Below are 23,987 nucleotides of genomic sequence, written 5' to 3' on the forward strand. Positions count from 1 at the left end.
GGTCTCAGGGCCCCTGTACCGACTTGATCGTGTACGGATACGACTCCTGCTGCCAGTCCACCGTGAAGAGGGCGGCCGGGCGGGCGGCGACCTGCGGCACGCGGCCGTCCGACGTCAGGACCTTCGCCGTACCGAACGTGCCGGTGCGGCTGACCAGCTTGGCGCTGACCTGCGTATAGCTGTAGGGAGGCGCCGACTTGGGCAGGACCGTGGCGTAGACGAGCATGCCGTCGCCGTCGTCGTCGAGCGCCAGGTCGGGGCGGTCACCGGCGCCGAGGGCCGTGACGGTGCCCAGGGTGCCGCCCGCGGACAGCGTGCGGCCGCGCAGTTCGAGCTTGCCGCTGACGTTGCGGGTCCACACGATCACCGAGTCGCCCTCGAGGTCGGTGGCGAGCGTGTGGTGGTTGCCCGCGTTGTCGGTGGACGCCGAGATGCGCAGGGGCGAGGACAGGGTCCCGGTGCGGCTCCAGCGCGAGGCCCACACCTGCGGGACCGTGCCGCCGCCGGAGCGGTAGCTGATGACCGCGTCACCGTCCCGGTCGACGCCGACCCGCACCATGCCGAACCCGCCGTACGAGGCGATGGGCGTGGTGATCAACTTCGCCGGATAGACGGTCGTCGACGTGATCCGCTTGGCCGCCACGTCGGCGCCGCGCGGCCAGGCCACGACGAACTGGCTGTTGCGGTCGACGCCGATGGCCGGCTTGTCGCCGTTGCTGGAGCCGAGGTTGATGACGGAGCCGAGCGTGCCGTCCATGAAGATCCGGCGGGCGACCGCGCGCCAGCTTCCGTCGCGGACCTCCGTCCAGGCCGCCATCGCGGTGCCGCTCGGTGTGACGGCCACGACCGGGTCGGTGGCGGGCGCCGACGTGGACAGCTTCTGCAGCGGCCCGACGAGGCTGCCGGAGCCCGCGACGCGACGGCCGACGACCGTACTGTCCTGCTGCCAGACCACCGCCGAGTCACCGGTGTCGTCGGAGTCGGCCTCCGGCCATGCCACGGCGGCGCCGTCCGGCGACAGCGTGCGGATCGCCCCGGTCGAGCCGTCCCTGTACTTCACCCGCGTCTGGATGCGGTTGTAGGAGTACGTCGTGGACTGGTCCCCGGCCGACCAGCTCAGCAGGGCGTCCCCCTGCCGGTCCATGGAAACCCCGGGCGAGTCGTCCGGAGTCCAGCCGGACGCCGACACGCTCCACGCCGAGGTCCACGTGGCCTCGGCGTTCATGGCGAACGCCGCGGCGGCCGCGATCCCGGCCGCCGCGGCGACGGAAACCCCTGCGAGTATCCGGCGCTTCATCGAACGCCGGTGACGTGCTGTACGCGAAACCACTCTGCTCCCTACGACCGTCACGACTCTCATGCCCTTCTCATGGCAACGGGACAGCCGGCACAGCCAACACACAGGCCTCCCCCAGAACCCAGCGCATCAGCAGCCTCATTCGTCACAGCCGGAGACGGCAACGTGAAGGGGCCCCGGAGTCGGCTGACTCCGGGGCCCCTTCACACGTTGCACAGCAGCTCAGTCCCGCGGCCCCTTCGGCCGCCAGACCACCAGCGCGCTGGTCTGCTGGACCTCCTGGTACGGGACCAGGTCGCGGCGGTACGAGGCGTGCACCGCCGCCTCACGTTGCTGCATGGCCGCGGCGGCTCCCTCCACGGCGGCGGAGAGTTCCGCCACCCGGGACTGGAGCGCGGCCACCTGGTTCTCCAGCTCGATGATGCGCTTGATGCCCGCCAGGTTGATGCCCTCGTCCTGCGACAACTGCTGGACGGTGCGCAGCAGTTCGATGTCGCGGGCCGAGTAGCGCCGGCCGCGCCCGGCCGTGCGGTCGGGGGAGACCAGGCCGAGGCGGTCGTACTGGCGCAGCGTCTGCGGGTGCAGGCCGGACAGCTGGGCCGCCACCGAAATGACGTACACCGGGGTCTCTTCGGTCAGTTCGTACGGGTTGCTTCGTCGTCGACCATGCTGCCCATCCATCTGGCTCAGGCTCCCTTCGCGGCCTGGAACAGTTCTGCCCGGACATCGGTGTCCTCAGTCGCCTTGCGGTACGACTCGAGGGCCGAACGGGCCTCGTCGTCAAGGTCCTTGGGGACCGCGACCTCGACGGTGACCAGCAGGTCGCCCCGGGTGCCGTCCTTGCGGACCGCGCCCTTGCCGCGGGCCCGCATCGTCCGCCCGTTCGGCGTGCCCGGGGGCAGCTTCAGGGTGACCGGCGGGCCGCCGAGCGTGGGGACCTTGACCTCGCCGCCGAGCGCCGCCTCCGGGTAGGTCACCGGGACGGTGACCGTGAGGTTGTCGCCCTTGCGGCCGAAGACCGGGTGGCTGTCGACGTGGACCACGACGTACAAGTCGCCCGCCGGGCCGCCCCGTTCACCGGGTCCGCCCTTGCCGCGCAGACGGATGCGCTGGCCGTCGGAGACCCCGGCGGGGATGCGCACCTGCATCGTGCGGGAGGACTTGGCGCGGCCGCTGCCCTTGCAGACCTCGCAGGGCGTTTCCGCGATCAGGCCGCGGCCCTTGCAGTCCACGCAGGGGTCGGTGAGGGAGAAGCCGCCACCGCCGCCCCGCGAGACCTGGCCGGTGCCGACGCAGGTCGGGCACACGCGCGGCGTGCCGTTCTTGTCGCCGGTGCCGGAGCACGCCTTGCAGGGGGCCTGGGACGACATGCGGAGGGGGACTGTCGCCCCGTCGACCGCCTCGGTGAAGCTGAGCGTCACCTCGGACTCGATGTCCTGTCCGCGGCGCGGCTGGGTACGGGTGCCCGTGCCCGCGCCGCCCCGGTTGAACAGGCCGCCGAACACGTCCCCGATGCCGCCGCCGAAACCGCCCTGCCCGCCCTGGCCCTGGGCGCCGCCTCCGAAGAGGTCGCCCAGGTCGAAGTTGAACGAGCCGCCGCCCGCGCCGGGCCCCGGACGGAATCCGCCGTTGCCGAACAGGGCGCGCGCCTCGTCGTACTCCTTGCGCTTCTTGGGGTCACCGAGGACGTCGTTCGCCTCGGAGATCTCCTTGAACCGCTCCTCCGCCTTGGGGTTGTTCTTGTTGGCGTCGGGGTGGTTCTCGCGCGCCAGCTTGCGGTACGCCTTCTTGATCTCGGCGTCGGTGGCGTCCTTCGGGACGCCGAGGACCTTGTAGTAGTCCTTCTCGATGAAGTCCTTGGTGCTCATCGGCCTCGACGTCCCTCCTCACCTGTATCTGTCGTACGTATGACGTCAGCCCTCGTCCGGGCCACCGCTGTCCTTCTCCTCGGCCTTCGCGTCGGCCGACTCGTCGGACTTGCCGCCCTGCGCGCCCGGCTGCGGCTCGGCCACGGCCACCCGCGCGGGGCGGATGGTGCGCTCGCCGATCCGGTAACCCGGCTGCAGGATCGCCACGCAGGTCGTCTCGGTGACGTCCGGCGCGTAGCTGTGCATCAGGGCCTCGTGCACCGTCGGGTCGAAGGGCTCGCCCTCCTTGCCGAACTGCTGCAGGCCCAGCTTCGCCACGACCGTCTCCAGCGAGTCGCCCACGGACTTGAATCCGCCGACGAGTTCGCCGTGCTCACGGGCGCGGCCGATGTCGTCGAGGACGGGAAGCAGCTCGGTCAGGAGGTTCGCGACGGCGATCTCCTTGACCGTGACGCGGTCCCGCTCCACACGGCGACGGTAGTTCTGGTACTCGGCCTGCAGGCGCTGGAGGTCGGCGGTGCGCTCGCCGAGGGCGGCGCGTGCCTGGTCCAGGGCTGCCGTCAGACCGGCAGCGCCTTCTTGTTGGGTGGAAGCTGAGTCCCCGGCCGGGGCTGCCCCCTCCTTGTCGGAGGAGGCGGCCTGTCCGGCTACTGTCTCGGCGTCGTCGGGGGTGGCGCCGGAGGGGACGTCAGGCTTCTCGTTCTCCTCGAAGCCCGGGGTCTCCTCCGTCACGCGGCACCGTCCTTGCGGTCCTCGTCCACGATCTCGGCGTCGACGACGTCCTCGTCGGCACCGTCCTTGGACATGTTCGGGCCGTCACCCTGGGGCGCGTCGGCGCCACCGGCGGCCTGCGCACCCTGGGCGTCGGCGTACATGGCCTGGCCCAGCTTCTGCGAGACGGCGGCGACCTTCTCGGTGGCGGTGCGGATCTCGGCCGTGTCCTCGCCCTTGAGCTTTTCCTTCAGCTCGGTGACGGCTTCCTCGACCTCGGTCTTCACGTCGCCGGGGACCTTGTCCGCGTTGTCCGCGAGGAACTTCTCGGTCTGGTAGACGAGCTGCTCGCCCTGGTTGCGGGACTCGGCGGCCTCGCGGCGGGCGTGGTCCTCCTCCGCGTACTTCTCGGCCTCTTCGCGCATCCGGTTGACCTCGTCCTTCGGCAGCGAGGAGCCACCGGTGACGGTCATCTTCTGCTCCTTGCCCGTGCCGAGGTCCTTCGCGGTCACGTGCATGATGCCGTTGGCGTCGATGTCGAAGGCGACCTCGATCTGCGGGACACCGCGCGGGGCCGGCGGCAGACCGGTCAGCTCGAACATTCCGAGCTTCTTGTTGTACGCCGCGATCTCGCGCTCGCCCTGGTAGACCTGGATCTGCACCGACGGCTGGTTGTCCTCGGCCGTCGTGAAGATCTCCGAGCGCTTGGTCGGGATCGTCGTGTTGCGCTCGATGAGCTTCGTCATGATCCCTCCCTTGGTCTCGATGCCGAGGGACAGCGGGGTGACGTCGAGGAGCAGGACGTCCTTGACCTCGCCCTTGAGGACACCGGCCTGCAGGGCGGCGCCGATGGCGACGACCTCGTCCGGGTTCACGCCCTTGTTGGCCTCGTTGCCACCCGTCAGCTCCTTGACGAGCTCGGCGACGGCCGGCATACGGGTCGAGCCACCGACGAGAACGACGTGGTCGATCTCGCTGAGCTGGATGCCCGCGTCCTTGATGACGTTGTGGAACGGCGTCTTGCAGCGCTCCAGGAGGTCGGACGTCAGCTGCTGGAACTGGGCGCGCGTGAGCTTCTCGTCCAGGTGCAGCGGGCCCTCGGCGGACGCCGTGATGTAGGGCAGGTTGATCGTGGTCTCGGTCGAGGACGAAAGCTCGATCTTCGCCTTCTCGGCGGCCTCGCGCAGACGCTGGAGCGCCATCTTGTCCTTGGCGAGGTCCACGCCGTGGCCGTTGTTGAACTGCTTGACCAGGTAGTCGACGACGCGCTGGTCCCAGTCGTCACCACCGAGGTGGTTGTCACCGTTGGTGGCCTTCACCTCGACGACGCCGTCGCCGATCTCGAGCAGCGAGACGTCGAAGGTGCCGCCACCGAGGTCGAAGACGAGAATGGTCTGGTCGTCCTTGTCGAGGCCGTAGGCCAGGGCGGCCGCAGTCGGCTCATTGACAATACGCAGGACGTTCAGGCCCGCGATCTCGCCGGCCTCCTTCGTCGCCTGACGCTCGGAGTCGTTGAAGTACGCGGGCACGGTGATGACCGCGTCCGTGACCTTCTCGCCCAGGTACGCCTCGGCGTCCCGCTTCAGCTTCTGCAGGATGAACGCGGAGATCTGCTGGGGGTTGAAGTCCTTGCCATCCAGGTTGATCTTCCAGTCAGTGCCCATGTGGCGCTTGACGGAGCGGATGGTCCGGTCAACGTTCGTGACCGCCTGGCGCTTGGCGACCTCGCCGACCAGCACCTCGCCGTTCTTCGCGAAGGCGACGACGGACGGCGTGGTCCTGGCGCCCTCGGCGTTGGTGATGACGGTGGGCTCGCCGCCTTCGAGAACGCTGACGACGGAGTTAGTCGTGCCCAGGTCGATGCCGACCGCACGTGCCATTTCGATTCCTCCAGGTGCCTACTTGAGTGGATCTGACTCAAGACTGCAACACCACCCCCCTCCCCGTCAACAGACCTGAGTCGCATCCACTCAACTTTTATCCTGCGCTTATTCGCAGACCATTGGAGAAATCGCCCTGACCAGCTCTTTTACCAGTACGTCGAGATCACGACCGCAGTCTTTCAGGGCGTCGTAACCCTGCCCCCAGGGGTCCGGAACCTCGTCCTCCGCCGCCGGAACGGCGGGCAGCGTACCCCTGCGGACGGCAGCGCCCGGCACTCCGGTTCCGTCGCTCAGCCGCAGGAACTCGCGCAGCGTGAAGGTGCGCCGCAGCGCCAGCGGGGCGAGCCGGACCGCCGCCTCGCGGTGCTCGCGGGCGAGGCCGAGCACGAGGCCGGAGCGCTCCACCAGCTCGGCCGTGAGCTGCGTCGAGGCGAAACCCGCCGAATCACCGCCCAGCTCCTCCAGAACGGACCGCGTCGCCGTGTCCATGGGCGCACCGGGCCGCGCGAACGTGCCCGCGCTCACGGCGCGGACGCCCGGCATACGGGCCCGCAGCAGGCGCTCCGCGAGCGGGGAGCGGTGGACGTTCCCGGTGCAGACGAACAGAACGGTGAGCGGGGCCACGGATGTCACGGACGTCACGGGTGTCGGGCATGCCTCGGGTGTCACGGGTGTCACGGATGCCGGATGCCCTTCAGGTCGACGACTGACGTGCCGTTAAGTCCCGTATGTACGGGATGTACGCCATGGATGGCAGCGTAAAGGGTGCGGTGCGCGGCAGGGGTGTCGCCGCCACCGCCACCACCGCGGCCCTCGCCTATGCGGGGACCCGGCTGATCGGTCTGGTCGCCCTCGCCGGCTGGGCCCTGGCCACCGGCCGCGCCCCGCTGCACCAGCTCGCCGCCGTCGGGGACGCGCGCTGGTACCGGACCCTCGCCGAGCACGGCTACGCCGCGGCGCCGGAGACACTGCCCAACCCCGACCTCAGCCCGCTCGCCTTCTTCCCGCTGTACCCCTGGCTGATCCGCCTGGCCGACGCGGTGCTGCCCGCCGGCCCCGCGCCCGCCGCGCTCCTCGTCTCCTGGACGGCCGCCCTCGCCGCGGCCGTCGGCCTGTTCCGGATCGGGGCGCTGCTGCACGGCCCGCGCGCGGGCCTCGCGCTCGCCGTGCTGTGGGGCGCACTGCCGCACGCCGTCGTGGAGTCGATGGCCTACACCGAATCGCTCTTCACCGCCTGCGCGGTCTGGGCCCTGTACGCCGCCATGGCGGGGCGCTGGCCCGCCGCGTCGGTGCTCGCGGTCGCGGCGGGGCTCGCCCGGCCCACCGGAGTCGCCGTCGCCCTCGCGGTCTGCGCGGGCGCCGCCCACGCGGTCGTACGCAGCTCACGTGCGGGTGAACTCCCGTCCCGCGCACCGGTGTTGGCGGCGGCACTCGTCGCCCCGCTCGGCTGGTGCGGCTACGTGCTGTGGGCCGGGCTGCACGCGGGCGCCGGGCCCACCGGGTACTTCGCGGTGCAGCGCGCCTGGGGTTCGCGCTACGACTTCGGGGCGCACACGCTGCGCCGCGCCGCGGCCGCCGTCGCCGCCGGTCAACCGGCCCTCGCGGTCGCCGCCCTGCTGACCGTCGCCGTACTCGCCGCCCTGCTCGTCGCGGGATCGCGCCAGGGCCAGCCGCCGGTGCTGCTGCTCTACACCGGCGCGCTCGCCGTCATCGTGCTCGGCGGCGACGGGTTCCTGCACTCACGGCCCCGGTTCCTGCTGCCCGCCTTCGGGCTCCTGCTGCCACTCGCACTCGTCGTGGCGCGGCTGCGCACGCGGACGGCCGCGACGGTCCTGTCCGTCGCGGCCGTCCTGTCCGCGCTGTGCGGCTGCTACCTCCTCGCCCACCTGGGCACGGCCGCCCTCTGACATTCCGTCATTTGTCCCCGGCCAGATACGACATCACGGGCCGGGCGGGCGAGCGCAGCACTCCGGGACGCGGGGCGGGCAGTTCCCCGTACGAGCCGTAACCGCCGTAGCCGCCGCCCCGGGGGACGGGCGCCATGCTGAACACGGTGCCGATGAGCCGGGCGCCGACCGTGCGCAGTGAACCGGCCGACGCGGTGACCTCGTCGCGGGACGTCTTCCCGGCGCGCACGACGAGGAGCGTGCCCTGGACGAGCGGGGCGAGGCCGACCGTGTCGGCGACCGGGAGCAGCGGGGCCGTGTCGACGATCACCGTCTCGTAGCGGTCGGCGAGTTCGCGCAGCAGCTCGCCCATCCGCTCCGAGGCGAGGAGCTCGGAGGGGTTCGGCGGCACGGTCCCGCCGGTCAGCACGGCGAGTCCGTGCGGGGCGTGCTGCATGACGTCGTCGAGCCCGGCCCGCCCGATCAGCACGGTGGTCAGGCCCGCGTCCTGCACGAGCCCGAGCGTCTTCGCCACGCACGGCTTGCGCAGATCCGCGTCCACGAGACAGGTGGCGACGCCCGCCTCGGCGAGCGAGAGGGCGAGGTTGGCGGCGGTGTTCGTCTTGCCCTCGCCGGGCAGCGAGCTGGTCACCGCGATGACGCGCGGCCGGTCGTCGATGTGCGCGAACTGCAGATTGGCGCGCAGCCTGCGGAACGCGTCCGCACGCGGCGTGCGCGCGGCCTCCCCGACCGCCAGCGGCTTGCCCGGCGCCTCCTTGTCGTACGGGACGGAGGCCAGCGGGGCCACTCCGGTCAGCTCGGTCGTGGCCTCGGCGCTCTTGACCGTCGTGTCGAGGCTCTCGCGCAGGAACGCGAGCGCGGCACCCACCAGCAGACCGCCGAGCAGGCCCGCGGCGAGGTTCAGCGCGGGGCGCGGCGAGACGGGTTCCGTGGGCACGGCGGCCTGCTGGGTCACGCCGAGCGTGACGGGTGAACCGGCGTACGGGGGACCGCTGTTGCCCTCGGCGAGCGCGACCGCACGCGGTGCCTCGAGGCGTTCGACGACCGCGCCGAAGCGGGTCGCCACCGCGTCGGCGATCCGGGCCGCGCGCTCGGCGTCGCCGTCGGTGACCGTGATGTCGATGAGCACGGTGTTCAGCGGGGCCTTGGCCGTGATGTGCCCGGCGAGCTCCTCCGGAGTCATCGCGAGCCTCAGCTTGCGGACCACCGGTTCGGTGACCTGGCGGGTGTTCACGATCGCGGCGTACGACTGGACGCGGGCCTGCGAGAAGCTCTGGCCCTGCTGGAGCTGCGCGGTGTCTCCCGTGCCGTGCGTCGCCACGAAGAGCTGGGTCCTGGCCTCGTAGGTGGGGCGCGTCATGGATGTCGCGGCCCAGGCTGCGGCTGCCCCCAGGGCGAGGCAGGTGAGGAGCGTGGGGAGTCTTCTGGTCAGGATCTGGAGGAAAGTGCGGAGTTCCAACGGGGGGTTCTCGTTTCGTTGCCGAGTGCGGATTCGTCGTGGTTGCTCGCGCCCACGCGGCGGAGCCGCAAATTGATGCAGCCCCGCGCCCCTAAAAGGCCAGCCGTGTATAGGTGTCGGCCACTCCGTCCCTGAGCGCGATCTCCGGCTTCCAGCCCAGGGCCGTCAGGCGGCTGACGTCGAGGAGTTTGCGCGGGGTGCCGTCCGGGTGGGTCTCGTCCCAGGCGATCTCGCCCCGGTAGCCGACGGTCTCGGCGACCAGGTCGGCCAGTTCGCTCAGGGTCACGTCCTCGCCCCGGCCCACGTTCACCGGCTCGTCCGCGTCGTAGTGCTCGAGCAGGAACAGGCAGGCCCTGGCCAGGTCGTCGACGTGCAGGAACTCGCGGCGCGGGGTGCCCGTGCCCCAGTGCGTGAGGCGGGTGTCGCCGCGGGTGTGGGCCTCGTGGGTGCGGCGCAGCATCGCGGGCAGGACGTGCGAGGTGGCCGGGTCGGTGTTGTCGCCTGGGCCGTAGAGGTTCGTCGGCATCGCGGCGATGTAGCCGGTGAGGCCGTACTGGGTGCGCAGGGCCTGGACGTGCTTGATTCCGGCGATCTTGGCGAGGGCGTAGGCGTCGTTGGTGGGTTCGAGGGGGCCGGTGAGGAGTGCGCTCTCGCGGATCGGCTGCTCGGCGTGCTTGGGGTAGATGCAGCTGGAGCCGAGGAAGAGGAGGCGTTCGACCCCGAACTCCCGTGCCGCGTCGAGGACGTTGACCTGGATGCGGAGGTTGTCGGAGAGGAAGTCGACGGGGCGGGCGGCGTTCGCGGCGATGCCGCCGACGCGGGCCGCGGCGAGCACGACGACGCGGGGCCGCTGATCGGCGTACAGCCTGCGCACGGCGTCCCGGTCGCGCAGGTCGACCCGGTCGGAGCCGTAGAGCATCAGGTCCTGGAACCCCTCCGACCTGAAGTGCCGTACGAGCGCGGAGCCGACGAGTCCGCGGTGACCGGCGATGTGGACGCGGGCTGTGCGGGAAAGGGGGCGGTGCACGGAGCGGCTCCTATGTCGTTCGGCGGTTTCCCGGAGTCGAGGCTAGAGACTTATGCGCTGAATGTCCGGAACGCGCGACGTAAGGAGCACCCGTGGAGCCGCTCGTGGAGCCGCCCTTCCCGCCCTCCCCGCCCTCTCCTCCCCGGGTAGCCGTCCTGATGACCAGTCACAACCGGTGTGCCACCACGCTCGCCGCGCTCGACGCGGTCGCCGCGCAGCGCGGGCTGCCGCCGGGTGCGCACGTCGAGGTGCACCTCGTCGACGCGGGCTCGACGGACGGCACGCCCGAGGCCGTGCGGCGCGCGCACCCCGGCGCCGAGGTGGCGGTCGTGGGGCCCGACGTCTTCTGGGGCGAGGGCATGCGCCTGGCCAGCCGCAACAGCCGCGCGGCGGGCAGGCCCGAGCCCACGCACCAGCTGTGGCTCAACGACGACGTGCGGCTCGCGCCGGACGCGCTGTCCCAACTCCTGGACACCTCACGGCAGTTCGGCGACCAGGCCGTGATCGTCGGGGCCGTGCGGCACGACGGCGTCACCACGTACTCGGGGCGCCGCGGCCGGGCCCTGACCCCGGTCGAGCCGACCGGCAGGCCCGAGCCCTGCGACACGTACAACGGCAATGCGGTGCTGCTGCCCTGGGCGGTTCGCGAGCGGGTCGGCGACATCGACAAGGTCTTCAAGCACGGCATGGGCGACTACGACCACGGCCACCGGGCCCGTGCGGCGGGCGTCGCCGCGTACGTCGCCCCGCGCCACGTCGGCGAATGCCCCGCCAATCCGGTCCTGCGGGGCTCGCGCGAACCCGGCATCGGCGTACGGGAGGCACTGCGCCGCCGGGTCTCCCAGCGGGAGCTGCCCGTGCGGCAGTGGTGGGTGTACTGCTGGCGGCATGCGGGGGTGCGGGCGCCGGTGCTGATGGTGTCGCCGTATGTGATGACGGTGGTGCGGGCGGGCCTCGGCAGCAGGTGGCCGCGGTGAGCGCGGACGTCACCGCGCGCGGACAGCGGCGCACCGGCGGGAGACCGTGGCCCGGCGGCTCCGGCACGTCCGCGGGCGCGGCGCCGAGGGTCCCGGAGCGCGCCGGGGACCGGTTCGGGACCGCCTCCCGCTTCCTGCTTCTCGTGTGCGCCGCGACCGGCGTCACCTCGCTGCTCGCCGCCCGCGAGGACGCCACCGGAGACGCCCCGGTGACCGGGACGGCCCTGCTGGCGTCGCAGGGGCTGCTCGCGGTCGTTCTCGTCGGCGCCGCGTTCGTCTGGGCGCGGCGCGGTCCGCGGCCGCCCCTGAGCAGGTCGCTGCGCGCCCTCGCCCTCGGCGGCCTGGCCTTCGCGGCGGGCCCGGCCGTCGCCGCGGTGGCCGCCGGGCACGGCGGGCTGCGCTGGAACCTCGCCCTGCCGGTGATCCTCTTCGGCGTCTTCCTCGCCCTGCCCCGGCCGCCCCTGCCCGAGCTCCTGCGGGCCCTGCGGCTCGCGCTGCGGTGCTGCATGTGGACGGGGCTCGCGGCCCTCGTCGTCGCCCCCGCCTGGGCCGCCCCCGCGCTGCACCACGGCGCCCCGGCCGGCCGCGACTATCTCGGCCTGGGCCTGCACCAGTTCACGGGCCTGGCCACCAACCCCAACCAGCTCGCCCCGCTGGCCGCGGCCGCCCTCCTGGTCGAGCTCGTCCCGGTGGGCCGCCGCGGACTGTGGCAGCCGCACGCCCTGGCCGCGGCCGCCTCGCTGCTGCTCACCCAGTCCCGGATGGGCTGGGGATGCGCGGCCGCCGTGCTGCTGCTCGACGGCACCTGGAACCGCACGCGGGCCCGGCGGGCGTTCTGCGCGACCCTCGCCGCGGCGCTGGGCACGGCCGTCGCGCTCGTCCCCGCGACGCAGAACATGGTGGCCCGCAGCCTCGCCACCGGGACCGGTGACCTCGCGGACGCGCGCGCCCTGGCCTGGCGGCTCGCGTACGAGGAGTTCCAGCGCAATCCGCTGTTCGGCTACGGACCCACGCTCTTCGGCCCGGCCTACCGGGAGCGGGTGTTCGGCACCGCCGACACCTGGATCGGCCAGGCCCACAACCAGGTCCTGTCGACGCTGGGGGACAGCGGCCTGATCGGCCTGGCCGGGCTGCTGGCCCTCTTCGGCACCCTCGCCCTGCGGGCCGCGCGCACGCGGGCGGCGAGCGCCGGACTGTCGTGGGCACTCCTCGTCGTGCTGGGCACGGCCTGCCTGACCGAGTCGCCGCTGCGGAACCTGGGCGGCCTCTCCCCGCAGATCCTGGTGGCGCTCACGGTGTGGCTGGTCGTCACCTCACCCTCCACCCTGCGCCCCCATTCCACCGATATGCCCGATTCTCCGGCTACGCTCCGCCCATGACTCGGAAGACCGCGCTGATCACCGGCATCACCGGCCAGGACGGCTCGTACCTGGCCGAACTCCTGCTCTCCAAGGACTACTTGGTGCACGGCCTGATCCGTCGCTCCTCCACCTTCTCCACCACCCGCATCGACCACCTCTACCAGGACCCCCACGACCCGGACGCCCGGCTGTTCCTGCACTACGGCGACCTCGCCGACGGCTCCCGGATGGCCGCCCTCCTGGAGCGCATCCAGCCCGACGAGGTCTACCACCTGGCCGCCCAGTCGCACGTCCGGGTCTCCTTCGACGAACCCGAGTTCACCGGCTCCACGACCGGGCTCGGCACCACGCGCCTGCTGGAGGCGATCCGCACGACCGGGCTGCCGTGCCGCTTCTACCAGGCGTCCAGCTCGGAGATGTTCGGCATCACGCAGCCCCCGCAGTCCGAGTCGACCCCGTTCCACCCGCGCTCCCCGTACGCCGCCGCGAAGGTGTACGCGTACTGGATCACCCGCAACTACCGCGAGGCGTACGGGCTCTACGCGGTCAACGGCATCCTCTTCAACCACGAGTCCCCGCGCCGCGGCGAGACCTTCGTGACCCGCAAGATCGCGCGGGCCGCGGCCCGGATCGCCCGGGGCGAGCAGGAGTTCCTGCACCTGGGCAACCTGGAGGCGCGCCGCGACTGGGGCTACGCGCCCGAGTACGTGGACGCGATGTGGCGCATGCTCCAGTGCGACACCCCCGACGACTACGTGGTCGCCACCGGTACCAGCTACAGCGTGCGCGACTTCCTGACGTTCTGCTTCACGCACGCGGGCCTCGACTGGGAGCGCCATGTCCGCTTCGACGAGCGGTACTTGAGGCCGTCCGAGGTGCCGGACCTGATCGGCGACGCGACCAAGGCCGGCCGCGAACTCGGCTGGCAGGCCACGGTCCACACCCCGGAACTGGCCCGCATCATGGTCGACGCCGAACTCGGCGCCCGCACCCCGGCCTAGGGTCTGTCGCGGGCCGCCGCCACCGCCCGGTACTGCTCGCCGTACTGGACCGCCGCCGAGGCCAGGCTGAGGCGGCGGGCGCGGTCGTGGCCCTCCTGCGCGAGACGGGCCCGGCGTGCGGGGTGGCGGGCCAGGTCCACCAGCGCCCGCGCGATGTGCGCGGGCCGCGTCACGTCCACCACTTCGCCGGCGCGGCCGTGGTCGAGGAGCCAGGGCACGGCACCCGCGCGGACCCCGCCGACCACGGGGAGTCCGCGGGCCATGGCCTCCAGGACCGTCATCCCGAACGACTCCTCCAGGGACGGCGCCACGAACAGGTCCGCCCGGTCCATCTCGGCGACGACCTCGTCGAAGGGCTTCGGCCCCAGGAAGGCCACGCCCTCGGCGCAGCCCGCGCGGCGGGCCCAGCGCTCGGCGGGACCGCCCGGCTCGAACTCCGGGCCGACCAGGCGCAGTTCGCACTCCGGCCCGAGTTCGCGGCGGGCGGCGGGGAAGGCGGACAGCAGCGCCTTGGCGTTCTTGCGCGTGGAGAAGTCGGAGTTGACCGACAGGATGCGGTGCAGTGCGCCGGCCGGCCGGACCCGGCCGTAGAGCGACTCGGCGATGCCGTGCGGCACCAGCGCGGTGCGCAGCCCGTACCGGCGCAGGCACTGCCCCATGTACGGCGAGGCCACCGTGAGGTGCCGGGCACGGGCCAGACAGCTCGCCTGCATGAACAGCCGCACCGTCCGGTACGCGTCGGGCTTGAGCCGCAGGATCGCGGGCGCCCAGTCGCGGACCGTCACCAGCGCCGGATGCCCGCTCGCCAGGGCGCCGAGCCCGAACTCGTACGTCCAGTGCGCGTGCACCACGTCCACGTCGGCCGAGTCGAGCAGCGTACGCACCGTGTCGCGCTCGGCGCGGAACGCGTCGCGTGCCCGGTGCCGCAGCCGGTAGGGGCCGATCAGCACCCGGACCGGGCCCACCTGCCGCTCCACCGGCTCGCTCACCTGTCGACAGAGGGTGACCAGGGTCAACTCATGGTCCTGCGCGGCCAGTTCGGCCACCAGCGCCGAGGAGAGCGGGCCGCCGAGCCCCGGCGGGAGCGGCGGCCCCTCGCCCGCTCCGAGCTGTCGCGCGAGGAGCGGCAGGTCGAGCGGTCCCGCGTAGGCCACCTTCATGCGCCGCGCACCTCTTTCCGCACGCCCCGGTAGGCGGCCGCGTAGGCCGCCGTGCCGCGCCCCGCCCCGTACCGCTGCGCCATGCGCCGCCCGCGGCTCTCGCGCGCACGGGGCCCGGACACGGCCGCGGCGAGGGCGGCCGCGAGCGCGGCCGGGTCCACCCCGGTCAGGGTCACGGTGTCCGCGTGCTCCGCGAGGTCGCGCAGCCCCGGCACGTCGGCGAGCACCAGCGGCAGGCCGGTCGCCAGCGCCTCCAGGGCCGCGACGCTGGCGCCCTCGCGCGCCGACGGCATGACGTACGCGTCGGCCGCGTGCAGGGCGGCGAGCGGCGCCGCCCGTCCCACGAACCGCACCCGCCGCGCCACCCCGAGCCGCTCGGCGAGCGCCCGTTCCGCCTGCTCCGGGTCCTCCTCGCCCACGTGCACGTACAGCAGGTCCGGCGGACAGGCCGGGTGGGCCAGTGCCGCGAGGACCGCCGGATGCCGTTTGACGGGTGCGCAGTTGCCGACGCTGACGACGACCGGGCCGTGCGGCGGCAGGCCGAGGTCCCGCCGGGCACGGGCGCGCTCCTGCGCCGTCGGCGGGAGGAAGGAGCCGTCGCACCAGTTGGGGATGACGGTGGCCGGATTGCGGAAGCGGGCGCGCTCGTTGGCCGCGACGGACGGCCCCACCGCCACGTGGGCGAGGCCGCCGGCCCGCAGCAGGGCCCGCTGCAGCACGCGCCGCCACCTGGGTTCGCCGTCCAGGAGGAACACGGCGTGCACGGTGCGGACGACGCCCGCTCCCGCGGCCCGCGCGGCCGCCCCGAACGGGAAGTTCGCCCGCTCCGCGTGCAGATGGACGACGTCGTAGCGGCCCGCGCGCACCCGGCGCCACAGCCTCCACGGCAATCGGGCGGGCCGCGCGTCCGGCTCGTGGGCCACCCCGTATCCGGACGCCCGCAGTTCGTCCGCGAAGCTGCCGATGTGCGGGCCGACGGCGAGCACATCGGCCTCGATCCCGTGGGCGCGCCAGTCGCCGGCGGCCGCACGGAGCATCACCTCGGCCCCGGAGGGCCGGAGTTCACCCAGCACATGAAGTACACGCATGGGGGCAGTTTGCACCATTTTGATGGCTATTCACCCCATACTCTCAGGGACTCTCCCCACGCCGAGGAGCCCCCGTGTCACACCCTCCCGTCGTCCTGCACCTCACCAACGACCTCGACACCCGCGGCTTCGCCCGCGGCTTCGACGCCCTGAGGGCGGAGGGGGCCCTGCGCCACGTTCCCCTGTCTCCGCCGGCCCTGCTGCGAGACGGCGCCACCAAGGAGGAGGCGCTGCGCACCCTCACCCGCCGGGCGCGCGAGGCGGCCCCGGACCTCGTCCTCGTCCGCTCGCCCCACGGCTTCCCCTGGGACCACGCGGACGTGGCGGCCTTCCTGAAGGCACTCGGATCCCCGCCGGTCGTCCAGTGGGAGGGCGACCCGTGGGGCGGGCGCAAACCCCTGACCGACCGGACGGCCGCCTGGCTGCGGCACGCGGACTCCGTCTTCAGCGTCGCGCTCGGCGAACAGGCCGCCCTGCTCGGCGAGTTCACCCGGCAGCCGGTGCGCTACGTCCCGCACACCCTCCCCGACCGGCTGCGCACCCCCGAGCCGGTGCCACCCCTCGCCGACGCCCGGTACGACGCCGTGCACATCGGCGGCTGCTACGTCCGCCTCGGCGTGCTCGAACGCGTCGACGACGCCCGGCAGCGCCGCAGCGCGGTCCGCAGAGTGCTCCGCCTGCGCGGCGTGCGCACCGCCGTGCACGGCCCCGGCTGGCGCGGCCGCGGCGCCCTCGGCCCGCTCCCCTTCGACCAGCAGGTCACCGCGGTGCGCGACGCCCGTCTGAGCTTCGACTCGGGGCACTTCCTGCGGCACCCCGGATACACCTCGAACCGCATGGCGATCGGCCTTTACGCAGGCCGACCCCACGTCACCTCCCGTATCCGTGCGGCCAGTTGGGTGCCCGGGCCGACGCACGGCCTGCACCAGGCCGACTCGCCGAAGGGCATCGCCGCCACCGTCCGCGCCCTGCTGCGGGACGACCCGGACACCCTGCACGCGGCCGGCCTCGCGGGCCACCGCTGGGTGCGCGACCGGCTCGGGAACGAACAGGCGCTGCGGCACATGCTCGGCGCCCACCTTCCCGTCGCCCCGCCGCCCGCCGACCCGTGGCAGGCCTTCGCATGAGGCCGGCGCTGCGGAGCCTCACCTGGAACTACGGCGGCTCCGCCGTCCAACTCGTCCTGCAGTTGGGCTACACGGCCGCCACCGCCCGCCTCGCGCCCCCGGACGCGTTCGGCGCGTACGCCCTCGCGGGCACCGCCGTCGCCCTCATCGGCTACGTCGCCAACTCCGGCCTGAGCACCAGCGTGCTGCGCGCCGACACCGTCACCCGGGCCCTGCTGCGCACCGTCCTGACGCAGGCGGCGCTGTTCGGGCTCGGCTCCTTCGTGCTCGCCCTGCTGGCCGCGCCGCTGGTCGGCCTCGTCCTGCACGGCCCGCACAGCACACCGATGCTCCAGGTGCTCGCCACCCAGTTCCTCGTCCAGCCCATGGCCCTCGCGGCAACCGCCGCGCTGCGCAGACTCGGCCGCAGCCCGGCCGCCGTCCGCGCCGAGACGGCCGGGCAGGTGGCCGGCAGCGCCGCCGCCCTGCTGTTCCTGTACGCCACGCACAGCCCGTACGCGCTCGCCACCGCCGTGCCGGTCGCCGCCCTCGCCACGCTGCTGTTCGCCCTGCTCCGGCTCCGGCGCACCCGCATCCCGCCCGGCGACCCGGTCCCCCGGCGTCAACTCCTGGCGGAATCAAGCTTCTTCACCGGTTTCGGCCTGGCCCAGTCCGTCACGAACAACGCCCCGCTGTGGCTGACCGGCGCCACCGCGGGCGCCGCGGCCGCCGGGCTCTACTCACGGGCCGCCCTGCTGACGGGCATCCCGCTGACCGTCCTGGCGCAGGGTCTGAGCCGGGCGGTCACCCCCGCGCTCGCGGCCGCCCGCGCCGAGGGCGAGGTGCCGCCGCGCGCCGCGTACGCCGTCATGTGCGGCACCTCCGCACTGGCCCTCGCAGGCCTCGGCGCCCTGTGCGGCGTCGGCCCCTGTGTCCTGCTGCTCGTCCTGGGCGACGGCTGGCAGGAGGCGGCGCGCCTGGTGCCGGTGCTCGCGCTCGGCGCCGGCTGCGCGCTGCTGTGCTCGACCGGCAACTCGATGGACACCGCGGCCGGGGCGACGCGCCGCCTCCTGCACACCCAGCTCGCGGTCTCCGCGGCGGCCGCGCTCACCCTGGCCGCGGCCTGGCGCACCGGGTCCCTCACGCTGTGCGCGGCGGCGACGGTGACCGGCCCCGTGGCCGGTCACCTCGTGCAGCTCGTCCGCTGGCACACCGCCCGCGTCCTGCCCGTGGCCCGACTCCTGCGCGCGCACGCCGTGCACGCGCTGCTCGGCTGCGCGCTCGCCCTGGCCGGGCACTACGGCACGCGCGCGGGCGGCCTGCCGACGGGGCTCGCCGCCATGGTGCCGGTGACGCTGCTCGCCCTGGCCCTGCGCACGCGGGTCCCCGCCTACGCGACGCTGCGCGGCAGCGGATCGCGGGTGAACAGGAAGTTCGCGTAACGGCCCGCGGCCGTCAGAGCTCGTCGTTCCTCGGGTCGTACGCGTTGTACAGGTGCGTGGGCAGCTCCCGGTCCTCCCGCAGCGCCTTGAACAACTTCTCGGCCTGGTCCTCGACCGGCGTGTACCGCCCCCAGTAGTCGGGGTGTTCCACGCTCGGGATGGTGACGATGGCCGTGCGCTGCTGCGGCACCTGACCGGCCGCGTCGGCCAGTCCGTACAGCTCGCTCAGCGAGTCGAGGCCCTTGTCGGCGGTGAGGGAGGACGTGACGGCGTCCAGGACCGGGTACAGGCGGGTCGTGTGGTCGAGCAGGCCCGCCTGCCGCACCTGCGTGAGCAGGTCGCGCACGAACTCCTTCTGGCGCTCGATGCGTTGCAGGTCGCTGCCGTCGCCGACGCCGGTGCGGCCGCGGACGAAGACGAGGGCCTGGGCGCCGTTGAGATGCTGCTCGCCCTTGTCGAGTACGAGATCGCTGTCGGGGACCTTCATCCGCTCGGGCACCTTCACGTCGACGCCGCCGAGCGCGTTCACGACCCGCTTGAACCCGGTGAAGTCGAGCACCAGGTGGTGGTCGACGCGGACGTCCGTCAGATCCTCGAAGGTGCGGATCGCACAGGCCGCCCCGCCGCGCTCGAAGGCCCAGTTGAACTGCGCGTACTCGGGTTCGCTGCGCTCCCCGTCCGGCGTCCGGCAGGCCGGGATGTCCACCATCAGGTCGCGGGGCACGCTCATCAGGGCGGCCCGTTTCCGGTCGGCCGACAGGTGCAGCAGCATCGTCGTGTCGGAGCGCTGGCTGTCCTTGGTGGCCTCGATGTCCGAGCCCATGATCAGGATGTTCTGGGCGCCGGGCCGCAGCGCGACGGGCCGTTTGCCGCCGTCCGCGGCGAGGGCCCGGTCAGTGGCCTCGTCGGTGCGGATGTTGTGGTTGAGCCGGGCGTACGCGAATGCGCCCGCGCCCACCGCGGCCACCAGGACCAGACAGGTGCCGAGCAGACTCCAGCGCAGCCAGCGCCGTTCGGGCAGGAATCGGATGATCTTCGGGGGAAAGGACCGCGGTGCCATACAGAAGGCCTTCCACATCGCACCCGGATCGACCGGTCATACCCTCGACCGTGTACCGCCGGACGGCGTCACCGCGCCGCTGACCGGCCCCGCGTCGCGGCCGCTGCCGCCCGCCCGGGTGCCCAGCAGCCCGTCGACCCCCGCGGCGAACCGGCGCGCCATGGCCTCCACGGTGTAGCGCTGGGCGTCCGCCCGGCAGGACCGCCGCAGGCATGCCAACCGCCTTGGCCGGGTGAGGAGTTGGGCGACCTCGGCGGCGTACGCGCCCGGGTCGTCGGGCGCGAGCACCGCATTGCGCCCGTCGTCCAGATAGCCGAACTCGGGGCCGTGGAACGGCCAGGGCGTGGTGACCAGCGGCGTGCGCAGCGCGAACGAGTCGACCGCGCACAGGCCGACCGCGCCCGGCACCAGCATCACGTCCGCGGCCGCACCGAGCAGCGCCTTCTCCCGCTCCCCCACGACCCCCACGTGCACGACGTGCGGGCCGTGTCGCTCGACCGCCGCCCGCTGCGCCCCGTCCCCGGCGACGAGCAGCCTGAACCCGGGCAGCCGCGCGGCGAGTTCATCGGCGGCGGCCAGCAGGAACGGGGTGCGCTTGGGGGCGTCGAGCCCGCCGACGTACAGACCGGTCAGCCCGGGCGTGAGCCCGTGCCGGGACCGCAGCCGCCGCACCTCCACCTCCGTGACGCGGTCGCGGGCGGCTTCCAGGGACCGGGTGTCGAGGGAGTTGTCGAGGACGGTGACGCGGCCGGCGGGCAGCCCGGCGTCCTCGGCGTAGGCACGGCCCTCGTCGGTGTACGCGAAGAACCAGTCGGCGCGACGGGTCAGCGCCGCCTTGGCCCAGCGCGCCGGCGCCGAGTGCCGGACCGTGTACGTACGGCCGTGGCCCCACAGTCCGATGCGCAGCCCGCGGGGGCGGCGGGCCAGGAGGGCGAGGGAGTCGAGGTGGTGCAGTGCCTGGGTGAGGATCAGGGCGTCACTGTCGCGGACGACGGAGCGCAGATCGCGGCGGACGAGGTGACGCCCTCTCACCTGCCAGTCCCGCTGCGGGAGTTCGACGGCCCCGGGCAGCCGGACGCTGTCGCCGCGCTCGGCCGCACCGCCGACGGGCCGCCCGTGCGCAACCGTCAACTCCACGTCACGGTCGGCCAGTTCATCCCGCAGCCGCTCGAAGAACGGCACCCGGTACCCGGTGAGATACGGCTGTACGACGGTGACGCGCCGGGCAGGGCGGGCGGTGGCGTTCATCGGCACCCGGCTTCGGCGTACACGCGCGCGATCCGCTCCAGCCACACCGACTCCCCGTACCGCTTCGCGTACACGGATCGGCAGTGCTCGCGCAGGGTCGGGAAGATCCGCTCGGACACGTCGAGGGCCGGGTCCAGCGGGGCGTCCCAGGAGGTCACGGTGCCGGTGCCCTCGGCGCGGACCGCGCGCGGCACCGCGGAGCCCTCGAAGGCGAGCACGGGCAGGCCCGCGGCGAGGGCCTCCAGATAGACGAGGGGCACGCCCTCCAGCCACCGGCTGGGGAAGACGAGTCCCCGGTACGACGGCAGCGCCTCACGCAGTCGCTCCCGCTCGACGGCGCCCAGGAACCGCACGGACGACGGCGCCACGGCCCGGCACTCCCCCTCCAGCGGCCCCGCGCCCACCACGTCGAGCCGCCGCCCCGCGGGCCACAGGCGCAGCAGGTCGACGATGCCCTTCTCCGGCGTGAGCCGCCCCACGTACACCCACGCGCCCTCACCCTCCGGGCCCGAACCGGGCGCCTGGGGAACGAAGTTGGGGACGATCGAGATCCGCTCCTCCGGGAGTCCCGCCCGGGTGTACGTCTGCCGGCCGAGCTCCGAGAGGATCACCACCCGGTCGGCGCGGCGCAGCAGCGGGTCGTCGCGGACCCCGCCCCGGGTGGCCCACGCGAGCGGCAGCGTCGCGATCCGCGACCCCCGGTAGCAGCCGTGCCGAAGGCCCGCCCAGCGGTGTCCGTCGAGGCATTCGGTGCACTGGGCGCCGTCCCGGTACAGGACGGCGGAGGCGCACAGCGGCCGGTAGTTGTGCAGCGTCGCCACCAGCGGCCCGGTCCATTCGGCGGCCCAGGAGCGGCCGAAGTTGGGGAACAGGTTGTGGACGTGCACCACGTCGGGGGCGAACGCGTGCAGCGCGGCCAGCGGGCTGCGGCCGTGCCCCGTCGCGACGGTGACCGCGCACCGCGCCGCATACCCGGGCGCGTGCTGCAGGTCGTCGGTGCGGGCGGCGATGACGCGCACCTCGTGCCCCGCGTGCGTGAGGGCGGCGGCCTGGTCGAGGACGGTCTCGTTCTCGCCGCCGGGTACGGAGGAGCCGTAGAAGCTGTGGACGAGCGCGATCCTCATGCGTACGCCGCCCCGGCCCGCACCAGGGTGAGATCGGGCCCGAACTCGCCCGCACCAGCCAGCACTTCGGGCAGCTCCGGCGCGTGGCCGACGTGCAGCAGCATGCGCTCGCCGGGCGCCACGACGTCCTCCCAGACCCCGTCCAGGCGGCGCGTCCAGACACCGTCCCGGCCGCCGAGCGCGTACGGCAGCACCTGCCACTCCCGGTCGCGGGCCGCGGCCTTGCGCACCCCGGCCTGCGGACCCCGGAACGGTTCGAAGGACACCATCCGCCCTCGGTACCCGGCCCGGCGCAGAGCCCGTCCGAAGACTCCGTCATGGGCGCCGCTGTCAAGGACCAAGTCGATCTCGTACTGGGCGAGTTGACGCACCAGAAGCCGCGTCCGGCCGACGTTCAGCATGTTCCCGCTCCCTTGCACTCACGCCCCCGCAGGGCCGCCCACACGAACCGCGGATGCCCCCACACCACCCGCTTCCACAGCCGCCGCGGCTCACTGCAGAGCCGGAACAGCCACTCCAGGCCGTGCCGTTGCATCCACCCGGGTGCCTGCGGCTTGTTTCCCGATACGAAGTCGAAGGCGGCGCCCACCGCGACGTACACCGCCGGATGGAGCGCAGCGAGCCGGCCCGCCTCGTGGTCCTGCTTGGGGGTGCCGAGGCCGATCCACACGATGTGCGCCCCGGACTCGGCGATCCGCCGGGCCTGGAACTCCCGCTCTTCCACGCCCAGTTCACGGAAGGGCGGCGACTCCGTCCCGACGATCAGCGCGTCGGGGAACCGGGACCGCAACTCGGCGGCGAGCCGGTCGAGGACGTCACGGGTGGACCCGAGGAGGTAGTGCCGCAGCCCACCGGCCTGCCCTTCCCGGAAGACGTTCAGAAAGAGATCGGGCCCGTACACGCGCTCCCGCATCCCCCCGGCCCACACCACCCCTTGCCCATCGGGGAAGTTGACGGCCCCGGGGTCCTGCAGCAGGGCGCGCAGGGCGGGGTCGGTGTCGGCGAGGGCGAGGGTGTAGGCGTTGCAGAGGTGGATGTGGTGGGGGTGACGGGCGAGAGCGGCATCGACCACGTACCGAGCGGCGACGTCCGGGGAGACGGATGCGATGGGGCACCTGGCCACCGCCGCTGTGGGCGGGCGTTCCGCCGGGGGTCCCCCCACGTCTTCAGGGCTGTGGGGGAGGAACGGGTGGGCACAGCCATCTACGCCGAGGGACTGTCCCATCAGGCATCAACTCGAAGGACGTCGACCTGAGCCACATGACTCGCCCCAACCCGACGCCGCCCCCCATAAACCGGCACCCGCAACAACAACACCAGCGCCACAAGAACGGCCCCACCCAGCCACCACACCACCGAGACCCCCACGACCCCGCGATGCAGCAGAACCCCCGTAGCCGTGCCCAGCCCGGCCGCAGCGCCCAGCACGACCGCCGCCCCGGACACCGTGAGCCCAAGCCGGCGCAACCGGTGGGCGATGTGGTCGGAGCCCCCGCGGAGCAGACCCCGCCCGGCCCGGCGCCGCGACACGAGAACGAGCAGCGTGTCGGCGGTGGCCACGGCCGTGACCGCGAACAGGGAGGCCAGCGACGCGGGCGCCTCGTGCTCGACGTTCACGAGGAGCGCCGAGCACGCCACCAGGAACCCGGTGAACAACGACCCGCAGTCGCCCAGGAACACCCGCGCCGGATGCCAGTTGTGCATGAGGAACCCGGTGAGCGAGGCGGCGAGCAGCCCGAGGACGACGGCGAGCGGGCCGAGCCCCTCCGTACCCGCGCAGGCGCACAGGCCGAGCGTGGTGACGACGGCGACGGCGCCCATGGCCCCGTCGGAGTTGTCGAGGAGGTTGAAGGCATTGGTCACGAACACGATCCACAGCACGGCCAACGCCCCGACGACCAAACCGAGTTGAAGCCCGTGCACGACGACCGTCGCCGCCCCCGCCTCCACCATCACCCGGGCCCGCGCCCCCATCGGCCGCAGGTCGTCGAGGAACCCGAGCAGGGCCACGGCGCCCGCCGCGACCAGCAGGGTGCCGGTGGCGGAGCCGAGCGGGGCCAGGCCGGTCGCGGCCCCCGCCCCCGCGACGGTCCCGGTGGCGGCGGCCACGGCGACGCCGCCGAGGTGCGGGGTGGGCCGGGTGTGCGCCTTGCGCCCGCCGGGGCGGTCGACGCCGAAGGAGGTGCGCAGCGCGAGGGCGCGGAGCGCTGCGGTCAGGGCGGCGGCGAGCAGCAGCGCGGTCGCGGCGGCGGCGATCCCGTACAGCAT

Annotated in this window: 22 protein-coding genes; 6 read left to right on the forward strand and 16 right to left on the reverse strand. The window is 73.3% G+C overall.

The features are described from left to right. Window positions 1-4: 4 nt before the first annotated feature. The 6 genes from ACIBUY_RS13925 to ACIBUY_RS13950 form a co-directional block, all read right to left on the reverse strand. Window positions 5-1,297 (reverse strand): hypothetical protein, encoded by a 1,293-nt coding sequence (locus ACIBUY_RS13925; RefSeq protein WP_365564944.1) that lies wholly within the window; start codon window positions 1,295-1,297, stop codon window positions 5-7. Window positions 1,298-1,519: 222 nt separating this feature from the next. Beyond that, the gene (locus ACIBUY_RS13930) at window positions 1,520-1,978 is read right to left on the reverse strand and encodes a heat shock protein transcriptional repressor HspR (RefSeq protein WP_365564947.1); all 459 of its coding nucleotides are present in this window, start codon (window positions 1,976-1,978) and stop codon (window positions 1,520-1,522) included. Between the two features lie 5 nt (window positions 1,979-1,983). Then, window positions 1,984-3,165 (reverse strand): molecular chaperone DnaJ, encoded by a 1,182-nt coding sequence (gene dnaJ, locus ACIBUY_RS13935; RefSeq protein WP_365564950.1) that lies wholly within the window; start codon window positions 3,163-3,165, stop codon window positions 1,984-1,986. 45 nt (window positions 3,166-3,210) lie between these two features. After that, window positions 3,211-3,897 carry a nucleotide exchange factor GrpE gene (gene grpE / locus ACIBUY_RS13940; RefSeq protein WP_365564953.1) on the reverse strand — a complete coding sequence of 229 codons (687 nt, stop codon included), beginning with the start codon at window positions 3,895-3,897 and terminating at the stop codon, window positions 3,211-3,213. Beyond that, on the reverse strand, window positions 3,894-5,756 hold the full coding sequence (gene dnaK / locus ACIBUY_RS13945) for a molecular chaperone DnaK (RefSeq protein ID WP_365564956.1): 1,863 nt from the start codon (window positions 5,754-5,756) through the stop codon (window positions 3,894-3,896). Before dnaK ends, grpE begins: the two co-directional genes overlap by 4 nt. A 108-nt stretch (window positions 5,757-5,864) precedes the next feature. Next, a complete protein-coding gene (locus ACIBUY_RS13950; RefSeq protein ID WP_399152662.1) occupies window positions 5,865-6,401 on the reverse strand; it encodes a low molecular weight phosphatase family protein in 537 nt (178 codons plus the stop codon). Window positions 6,402-6,505: 104 nt separating this feature from the next. On the opposite strand from ACIBUY_RS13950, the gene ACIBUY_RS13955 reads away from it, so the two are divergent. Further along, on the forward strand, window positions 6,506-7,666 hold the full coding sequence (locus tag ACIBUY_RS13955; RefSeq protein ID WP_399152663.1) for a hypothetical protein: 1,161 nt from the start codon (window positions 6,506-6,508) through the stop codon (window positions 7,664-7,666). Window positions 7,667-7,673: 7 nt separating this feature from the next. Here the strand turns inward: ACIBUY_RS13955 and ACIBUY_RS13960 are convergent, their stop codons facing one another. Both ACIBUY_RS13960 and ACIBUY_RS13965 read right to left on the reverse strand, forming a co-directional pair. Then, window positions 7,674-9,125 carry a polysaccharide biosynthesis tyrosine autokinase gene (locus tag ACIBUY_RS13960; RefSeq protein ID WP_365564963.1) on the reverse strand — a complete coding sequence of 484 codons (1,452 nt, stop codon included), beginning with the start codon at window positions 9,123-9,125 and terminating at the stop codon, window positions 7,674-7,676. A gap of 91 nt (window positions 9,126-9,216) precedes the next feature. Then, window positions 9,217-10,152 carry a GDP-L-fucose synthase gene (locus ACIBUY_RS13965; protein WP_365564966.1) on the reverse strand — a complete coding sequence of 312 codons (936 nt, stop codon included), beginning with the start codon at window positions 10,150-10,152 and terminating at the stop codon, window positions 9,217-9,219. 158 nt (window positions 10,153-10,310) lie between these two features. On the opposite strand from ACIBUY_RS13965, the gene ACIBUY_RS13970 reads away from it, so the two are divergent. The 3 genes from ACIBUY_RS13970 to gmd are packed head-to-tail and all read left to right on the forward strand — an operon-like array spanning window position 10,311 to window position 13,491. Next, complete coding sequence (locus tag ACIBUY_RS13970; protein WP_365564969.1) at window positions 10,311-11,129, forward strand: glycosyltransferase; 819 nt, start codon at window positions 10,311-10,313, stop codon at window positions 11,127-11,129. Next, a complete protein-coding gene (locus ACIBUY_RS13975; RefSeq protein WP_399152664.1) occupies window positions 11,126-12,508 on the forward strand; it encodes an O-antigen ligase family protein in 1,383 nt (460 codons plus the stop codon). Before ACIBUY_RS13970 ends, ACIBUY_RS13975 begins: the two co-directional genes overlap by 4 nt. Continuing rightward, on the forward strand, window positions 12,505-13,491 hold the full coding sequence (gmd, locus tag ACIBUY_RS13980; RefSeq protein ID WP_399152665.1) for a GDP-mannose 4,6-dehydratase: 987 nt from the start codon (window positions 12,505-12,507) through the stop codon (window positions 13,489-13,491). Before ACIBUY_RS13975 ends, gmd begins: the two co-directional genes overlap by 4 nt. Here the strand turns inward: gmd and ACIBUY_RS13985 are convergent. Further along, a complete protein-coding gene (locus ACIBUY_RS13985; RefSeq protein WP_399152666.1) occupies window positions 13,488-14,651 on the reverse strand; it encodes a glycosyltransferase family 4 protein in 1,164 nt (387 codons plus the stop codon). The two genes, gmd and ACIBUY_RS13985, sit on opposite strands and share 4 nt — an antisense overlap. Beyond that, on the reverse strand, window positions 14,648-15,739 hold the full coding sequence (locus ACIBUY_RS13990; RefSeq protein WP_399152667.1) for a glycosyltransferase: 1,092 nt from the start codon (window positions 15,737-15,739) through the stop codon (window positions 14,648-14,650). Before ACIBUY_RS13990 ends, ACIBUY_RS13985 begins: the two co-directional genes overlap by 4 nt. 74 nt (window positions 15,740-15,813) lie before the next feature. Here ACIBUY_RS13990 and ACIBUY_RS13995 point away from each other — a divergent pair, with 74 nt between their 5' ends. Beyond that, window positions 15,814-16,866 (forward strand): hypothetical protein, encoded by a 1,053-nt coding sequence (locus ACIBUY_RS13995; RefSeq protein WP_399152668.1) that lies wholly within the window; start codon window positions 15,814-15,816, stop codon window positions 16,864-16,866. Continuing rightward, complete coding sequence (locus tag ACIBUY_RS14000; RefSeq protein WP_399152669.1) at window positions 16,863-18,287, forward strand: oligosaccharide flippase family protein; 1,425 nt, start codon at window positions 16,863-16,865, stop codon at window positions 18,285-18,287. Before ACIBUY_RS13995 ends, ACIBUY_RS14000 begins: the two co-directional genes overlap by 4 nt. A gap of 13 nt (window positions 18,288-18,300) precedes the next feature. Here ACIBUY_RS14000 and ACIBUY_RS14005 read toward each other — a convergent pair whose 3' ends face one another. The 6 genes from ACIBUY_RS14005 to ACIBUY_RS14030 all read right to left on the reverse strand — a co-directional run bounded on the left by ACIBUY_RS14005 (window position 18,301) and on the right by ACIBUY_RS14030 (window position 23,987). Then, window positions 18,301-19,347: an LCP family protein gene (locus ACIBUY_RS14005; protein WP_399152670.1), complete on the reverse strand. Its 1,047-nt coding sequence runs from the start codon at window positions 19,345-19,347 to the stop codon at window positions 18,301-18,303. A 36-nt stretch (window positions 19,348-19,383) separates the two neighbouring features. Next, entirely contained in the window at window positions 19,384-20,595 is a 1,212-nt protein-coding gene (locus ACIBUY_RS14010) for a glycosyltransferase (RefSeq protein WP_399152671.1), read from the reverse strand. After that, window positions 20,592-21,719, reverse strand: coding sequence for a glycosyltransferase family 4 protein (locus ACIBUY_RS14015; RefSeq protein WP_365564996.1), 1,128 nt, complete (start codon window positions 21,717-21,719; stop codon window positions 20,592-20,594). The genes ACIBUY_RS14010 and ACIBUY_RS14015 overlap by 4 nt, the downstream gene beginning before the upstream one ends. Further along, window positions 21,716-22,120 (reverse strand): hypothetical protein, encoded by a 405-nt coding sequence (locus ACIBUY_RS14020; protein ID WP_365564999.1) that lies wholly within the window; start codon window positions 22,118-22,120, stop codon window positions 21,716-21,718. The genes ACIBUY_RS14015 and ACIBUY_RS14020 overlap by 4 nt, the downstream gene beginning before the upstream one ends. Further along, the gene (locus tag ACIBUY_RS14025) at window positions 22,114-22,791 is read right to left on the reverse strand and encodes a WecB/TagA/CpsF family glycosyltransferase (protein WP_399152672.1); all 678 of its coding nucleotides are present in this window, start codon (window positions 22,789-22,791) and stop codon (window positions 22,114-22,116) included. The genes ACIBUY_RS14020 and ACIBUY_RS14025 overlap by 7 nt, the downstream gene beginning before the upstream one ends. 152 nt (window positions 22,792-22,943) lie before the next feature. Continuing rightward, the gene (locus ACIBUY_RS14030; protein WP_399152673.1) at window positions 22,944-23,987 is read right to left on the reverse strand and encodes an MraY family glycosyltransferase; all 1,044 of its coding nucleotides are present in this window, start codon (window positions 23,985-23,987) and stop codon (window positions 22,944-22,946) included.

This window comes from Streptomyces sp. NPDC050085, from assembly GCF_044460595.1.
Taxonomy (GTDB): domain Bacteria; phylum Actinomycetota; class Actinomycetes; order Streptomycetales; family Streptomycetaceae; genus Streptomyces.

Bases quoted from the DNA above. Each gene is read 5' to 3' on its own strand.
- ACIBUY_RS13925 (WP_365564944.1), bottom strand. From the start codon at position 1,297: ATGAAGCGCCGGATACTCGCAGGGGTTTCCGTCGCCGCGGCGGCCGGG.
- ACIBUY_RS13930 (WP_365564947.1), bottom strand. From the start codon at position 1,978: ATGGATGGGCAGCATGGTCGACGACGAAGCAACCCGTACGAACTGACC.
- dnaJ (WP_365564950.1), bottom strand. From the start codon at position 3,165: ATGAGCACCAAGGACTTCATCGAGAAGGACTACTACAAGGTCCTCGGC.
- dnaK (WP_365564956.1), bottom strand. From the start codon at position 5,756: ATGGCACGTGCGGTCGGCATCGACCTGGGCACGACTAACTCCGTCGTC.
- ACIBUY_RS13955 (WP_399152663.1), top strand. From the start codon at position 6,506: ATGGATGGCAGCGTAAAGGGTGCGGTGCGCGGCAGGGGTGTCGCCGCC.
- ACIBUY_RS13970 (WP_365564969.1), top strand. From the start codon at position 10,311: ATGACCAGTCACAACCGGTGTGCCACCACGCTCGCCGCGCTCGACGCG.
- gmd (WP_399152665.1), top strand. From the start codon at position 12,505: ATGACTCGGAAGACCGCGCTGATCACCGGCATCACCGGCCAGGACGGC.
- ACIBUY_RS13985 (WP_399152666.1), bottom strand. From the start codon at position 14,651: ATGAAGGTGGCCTACGCGGGACCGCTCGACCTGCCGCTCCTCGCGCGA.
- ACIBUY_RS13990 (WP_399152667.1), bottom strand. From the start codon at position 15,739: ATGCGTGTACTTCATGTGCTGGGTGAACTCCGGCCCTCCGGGGCCGAG.
- ACIBUY_RS14000 (WP_399152669.1), top strand. From the start codon at position 16,863: ATGAGGCCGGCGCTGCGGAGCCTCACCTGGAACTACGGCGGCTCCGCC.
- ACIBUY_RS14005 (WP_399152670.1), bottom strand. From the start codon at position 19,347: ATGGCACCGCGGTCCTTTCCCCCGAAGATCATCCGATTCCTGCCCGAA.
- ACIBUY_RS14010 (WP_399152671.1), bottom strand. From the start codon at position 20,595: ATGAACGCCACCGCCCGCCCTGCCCGGCGCGTCACCGTCGTACAGCCG.
- ACIBUY_RS14015 (WP_365564996.1), bottom strand. From the start codon at position 21,719: ATGAGGATCGCGCTCGTCCACAGCTTCTACGGCTCCTCCGTACCCGGC.
- ACIBUY_RS14020 (WP_365564999.1), bottom strand. From the start codon at position 22,120: ATGCTGAACGTCGGCCGGACGCGGCTTCTGGTGCGTCAACTCGCCCAG.
- ACIBUY_RS14030 (WP_399152673.1), bottom strand. From the start codon at position 23,987: ATGCTGTACGGGATCGCCGCCGCCGCGACCGCGCTGCTGCTCGCCGCC.